Below are 4331 nucleotides of genomic sequence, written 5' to 3'. Positions count from 1 at the left end.
CGATATGGCCGACCACGATGCGGTCGATGCTCACATGGCCGGCAAGAAGGAATTCTCGCAGTCGCACGACCCGCACGCCTATGACCGCTACCGGCAACGCTTCGCCGGCGGCGCCGGCACCTACCCGCTGATCGGAACGCCGGAAACGATCGCTGCCGACATGGCCGCCATTGCCGGGCATGGCTATCAGGGCATCGCGCTGTCCTTCGTCAACTACACCAGGGAGTTGCCCTATTTCTGCGATCACGTGCTGCCGATTTTGCGGAAGGCGGGACTGCGCGAATAGTAGCTTTGCTCCGGGAAGCGGCTGCCTGTTGGCGGTCAGGGATTTCATCATCAGTTTAGGTAGAGCATTCGGAATTTGCCGAAGCCTCCCCAACTTCGTCATCCTCGGGTCTGCGCCGCGTCGCTTCGCTCCTTGCTCCGCCCGTGGATGACGAAGCGAGGGGCGTTTACTCCGGACGAACGAACTCCCTATTCCGGGATGACGGCGATCGCCTGGATCTCCACCTTGGCGCGATCCTCGACCAGCGCCATCACCTGCATGGCGGCCATCGCCGGAAAATGCCGGCCGATCACCTCGCGATAGGCCTCGCCGATGCCCCTGAGGTTGGCGAGGTATTCGGCCTTGTCGGTGAAATACCAGGTCATCGAGGTGATGTGCTGCGGCCCGGCACCGGCTTCCGCCAGCACCGCGACGATGTTCTGAAGCGTTTGCCGCACCTGGCCGACAAAATCGTCGGTCTCGAACTGGCATTGCCCGTTCCAGCCGACCTGTCCGCCGACGAAGACGAACTGTCCGCGTGCCGCGACGCCATTGGCGTAGCCGACAGGTTTTGCCCAGCCTTCGGGCTGCAGAATCCTGTGCATTCAAAACCTCCCGGTATTCCAAAACCCAATTTTCAAAATCGAAAGCTCGTCAAAATCTCTGCCGTCAGGCAGCGCCCATCACTTGCCGCGCAATCACCACTTTCTGAACGTCGGAGGCACCCTCATAGATGCGCAGAGCGCGGATCTCGCGATACAGGCTTTCAATGATGTGGCCCCTGCGGACACCGTCGCCGCCATGCAGCTGCACAGCCTTGTCGATCACCTCTTGCGCCTTGTCGGTGGCAAACAGCTTGGCCATCGCCGCCTCGCGTGTGACCCGCGCGGCGCCCATGTCCTTGGTCCAGGCGGCGCGGTAGACCAGAAGCGCCGCCGCATCGACGTCCAGCGCCATATCGGCGATGTGGCCCTGCACCATCTGAAGTTCGGCCATCGGCGCGCCGAACAGTTTGCGCTCGGCCACGCGTTTGATGCTTTCATCCAGCGCGCGCCGGGCAAAGCCGAGTGCCGCCGCACCAACGGTCGAGCGGAACACGTCGAGCACCGACATGGCGATGCGGAAGCCGTCGCCGGGTCTGCCGATCAGCGCAGCGGCCGGCAGGCGGACCTGATCGAAAGACAGCCGTGCCAGCGGATGCGGCGCGATCACTTCCAGCCGTTCCGCGATGCCAAGGCCCCTGGCGTCGCCAGGCACGAGGAAGGCGGAAAGCCCCTTGGCGCCCGGCGCCTCGCCGGTGCGGGCAAAGACGACATAGAGGTCGGCGATGCCGCCATTGGAGATCCAGGTCTTTTCACCCGACAGAACGTAACTGTCGCCGTCGCGGGTCGCCGTCATTTCCGTGTTGGCGACATCCGACCCGGAGCGCGGTTCCGACAGGGCGAAGGCTGATATCGCCTTGCCGGCACGTGTCTTCGCAAGCCATTCCTGTTGCTCCGGCGTGCCGAACAGGCTGAGCGCGCCGGTACCCAGCCCTTGCATGGCGAAGGCGAAATCGGCCAACCCGTCATGGCGGGCAAGCGTCTCGCGCGTGATACACAAAGTGCGCACGTCGAGGGGCCCCGGATTGTCGGTGTCGAGAGCCGTCGGTTTCAGCCAGCCGTCCCGGCCCAACTGCGCCACCAGTTCGCGGCAAGCGGCATCGACATCATGGTGATCGACCGGCAGGTTTTTTGAGCACCATGCGTCGAGGCGCTCGGCCCACTCGCGATGGCTGTCTTCGAAGAAGGGCCAGTTGAGGAAGGAGCGGTCAGGCATGGGTGCCTCCGCAATTGAGGCGTTGCGCTCTACGGTGCCCCCCTCTGTCCTGCCGGACATCTCCCCCTCTAGGGGGGAGATTGGCAGCTTCGCCGCCACGGCTCATCCTGCCACGCTGGTGGTTGGCGAAAACCGACGCAACATCCAATCTCCCCCCTAGAGGGGGAGATGTCCGGCAGGACAGAGGGGGGCGCTGTCCCGCCGACGTCTCCACGGAATGCATCATCCCTCAATCCCCCTCGAACACCGGCTTTTCCTTGGCCACGAACGCCTTGTAGGCGCGCTCGAAGTCGCGGGTCTGCATGCAGATCGCTTGCGCCTGCGCTTCCGCCTCGATCGCCTGGTCGAGACCCATCGACCATTCCTGATTGAGCTGCGTCTTGGTGATGCCGTGCGCAAAGGTCGGGCCGGAAACGATGCGCGCCGCCATATCGAGCGCGTCGGCCTCCAGCGAGGCGGCATCGACCAGCCGGTTGTAGAAACCCCAGCGTTCGCCTTCCGCCGCCGTCATGGTGCGGCCTGTGTAGAGCAGTTCTGCGGCGCGGCCCTGGCCGACGATGCGCGGCAGGATCGCGCAGGCGCCCATGTCGCAGCCGGCGAGGCCGACGCGGGTGAACAGGAATGCGGTCTTGGCTTCCGGCGTGGCGATGCGGATATCGGAGCTCATCGCAATGATGGCGCCGGCGCCGACCGCGACACCGTCGACCGCAGCAATGATCGGCTTGCCGCAATTCAGCATCGCCTTGACGAAATCGCCGGTCATGCGGGTGAAGGCCAAGAGCTCCTTCATGTCCATCTTGACCAGCGGGCCGATAATGTCGTGGACATCGCCGCCGGAGCAGAAATTGCCGCCATTGGAGAGGAACACCACGGCGTCGACATCGTCGGCATAGACGAGGTCGCGGAACGTGTCGCGCAGCTCGGCATAGCTGTCGAAGGTCAGCGGGTTCTTGCGCTCCGGCCGGTCGAGCCGGACCTTGGCGATCCTGCCCTCGACCTCCCACAGGAAATGCTTCGGCTTGCGCCCGGCCATTGCGGTCATTCGCGTCCCTCCCAGTTGCTGCGAAACGAGGTCAGCATGCCGGTCAGCCGGCGCGCGTCGTCCTCGCTGACCTTGCCCAGCAATTCACCGATCCAGCCTTCATGCGCCGCGGCGATTGTGGCGAAGGCTTGCGTGCCTTCCTCGGTCAGCCGCACCATCGACGTGCGGCGGTCGCCATTGCGCCTCGCGCGGGCGACAAGTCCTTCCGAAACCAGCCGGTCGACGATGCCCGTGACATTGCCGTTGGAGACCAGCAGGAAGCGCGACAGGTCGCTCATCAGCATGCCTTCCGGCATCCTATAGAGTGCTGCCATCACGTCGCAGCGCGGCAGCGTCGTGTTGAACTCCTTCTTCAGCCGCTCGCGCAGCTCGGCCTCGATCGTGCGCGAGGCTCGCAGCAGCCTGATCCACAGCCGCAAGCGGTCCTTGCCGGGTCCCGACGGCGCGGGCAGGGGGCCGGCTACCATGTTTCGCCTCCTGAGATGGAAATCGCCTGTCCGGTTATCGATTGGGCGGCGTCGCCGCACAGCCACAGCACGGCGGCGGCGACCTCATCCGGCTGGATGAAGCGGCCTTGCGGGTTGTTCGAGGCGAGGCTTGACCGCGCTTGCTCGACCGAGCGGCCGGTCTTCTCGATGATGCGCTGGATGGACTCTTCCAGCATTTCGGTTTCCACAAAGCCTGGGCACACCGCGTTGACGGTGACGCCCGATTTCGCCGTTTCGGCGGCAAGCGCCCGCATCAGGCCAACGACGCCATGCTTGGCGGCGACGTAAGACGCGACGTAGGCGTAGCCTTTCAGGCCGGCGGTCGAGGCGATGAAAACAATTCGTCCTGTTTTCCGCACGGCCATGCCGGCCAGCGCCGGCTTCACCGTCAGGAAGGCGCCGGTCAGATTGACGTCGAGCGTTCGCTGCCAGTCGCTGAGCGCGGTTTTGTGCGCCGGGGCGCTGCCGGCCATGCCGGCATTGGCGACAACGATGTCGAAGGGTCCGCGCGCGGCTTGCGCCCTCTGGTAGAGCGCTGCCATTGCCGCCTCGTCGGTGACATCGGCGGCGATGCCGAAGATGCGGTCGTTCTCGCCGGCCACCTCAGTGAGCTCTGCTTCCCGGCGGCCGCAGATGGTGACATCGATGCCCGCACCCGCCAGCGCCAGCGCGATGGCCCGGCCGACGCCGGAGCCGCCGCCTGTGACCAGCGCATGCT

General features: G+C 65.0%; 5 protein-coding genes and 1 pseudogene. 1 reads left to right on the top strand and 5 read right to left on the bottom strand.

Annotated features, from left to right (window positions below):
- A pseudogene (locus EN906_RS24520) lies at positions 1-286 on the top strand (LLM class flavin-dependent oxidoreductase); the annotation flags it as partial.
- Positions 287-474: 188 nt separating this feature from the next.
- Here the strand turns inward: EN906_RS24520 and EN906_RS24515 are convergent.
- The 5 genes from EN906_RS24515 to EN906_RS24490 form a co-directional block, all read right to left on the bottom strand.
- Positions 475-870, bottom strand: a complete 396-nt coding sequence (locus EN906_RS24515; protein WP_127268311.1) for a RidA family protein — start codon at positions 868-870, stop codon at positions 475-477.
- Positions 871-934: 64 nt separating this feature from the next.
- Positions 935-2083: an acyl-CoA dehydrogenase family protein gene (locus EN906_RS24510; RefSeq protein ID WP_127268315.1), complete on the bottom strand. Its 1149-nt coding sequence runs from the start codon at positions 2081-2083 to the stop codon at positions 935-937.
- 229 nt (positions 2084-2312) lie between these two features.
- Positions 2313-3125 carry an enoyl-CoA hydratase family protein gene (locus EN906_RS24500; RefSeq protein ID WP_127268310.1) on the bottom strand — a complete coding sequence of 271 codons (813 nt, stop codon included), beginning with the start codon at positions 3123-3125 and terminating at the stop codon, positions 2313-2315.
- Positions 3122-3592: a MarR family transcriptional regulator gene (locus EN906_RS24495; RefSeq protein ID WP_127375442.1), complete on the bottom strand. Its 471-nt coding sequence runs from the start codon at positions 3590-3592 to the stop codon at positions 3122-3124. Before EN906_RS24495 ends, EN906_RS24500 begins: the two co-directional genes overlap by 4 nt.
- A partial coding sequence (locus tag EN906_RS24490; protein ID WP_164777326.1) for an SDR family NAD(P)-dependent oxidoreductase occupies positions 3586-4331 on the bottom strand: 746 nt, incomplete at its 5' end. The genes EN906_RS24490 and EN906_RS24495, both read right to left, overlap by 7 nt.

The organism is Mesorhizobium sp. M7A.F.Ca.CA.004.06.1.1 (assembly GCF_003999135.1).
GTDB lineage: Bacteria > Pseudomonadota > Alphaproteobacteria > Rhizobiales > Rhizobiaceae > Mesorhizobium.
This window is presented reverse-complemented; position numbering and strand designations above follow the sequence as displayed.